At 71.6% G+C, this 536-nt stretch carries 1 protein-coding gene and 1 pseudogene; both read left to right on the plus strand.

Translation table 11 applies throughout. From position 1 onward, the window contains the following. Positions 1–161 (plus strand): annotated as a pseudogene (locus HT134_RS46635) (deoxyribose-phosphate aldolase); the annotation flags it as partial. A gap of 8 nt (positions 162–169) precedes the next feature. Beyond that, positions 170–536 (plus strand): aldehyde dehydrogenase family protein (locus HT134_RS44335; RefSeq protein WP_175606510.1); only part of this gene is annotated, 367 nt, incomplete at its 3' end.

Here is a 536-nt window from a genome sequence, read left to right on the forward strand (position 1 = left end):
TCAAGAACCTGGTGCTGGTGCAGGAGACGGCCGGCGAGGACTGGCTGACGCCGGACTGGTTCCGGCTGGGCGCCTCCTCGCTGCTCAACGACCTGCTGATGCAGCGCGAGAAGCTGGCCACCGGCCGCTACGCCGGCCCCGACTACTTCACCCTGGACTGAGGATGGCGATGTTCGAGTACGCGCCGGCCCCCGAGTCGCGCGAGATCGTCGACCTGCGGCCGTCCTACGGGCTGTTCATCGACGGCGAGTTCACCGAGGGCTCCGGCCCCGCCTTCAAGACCGTCAACCCCGCCACCGAGGAGACGCTGGCCGAGGTGGCCTGCGCCTCGGCCGACGACGTGGACCGCGCGGTGCGCGCGGCGCGCAAGGCGTTCGGCGGCTGGAGCGGCCTGCCCGGCTCCGAGCGGGCCAAGTACCTGTTCCGGATCGCGCGGATCATCCAGGAGCGCTCGCGCGAGCTGGCGGTGCTGGAGTCGCTGGACAACGGCAAGCCGATCCGCGAGTCGCGGGACGTGGACCTGCCGCTGGTGGCGG

It is taken from the genome of Nonomuraea rhodomycinica (genome assembly GCF_013363995.1).
GTDB lineage: Bacteria > Actinomycetota > Actinomycetes > Streptosporangiales > Streptosporangiaceae > Nonomuraea > Nonomuraea rhodomycinica.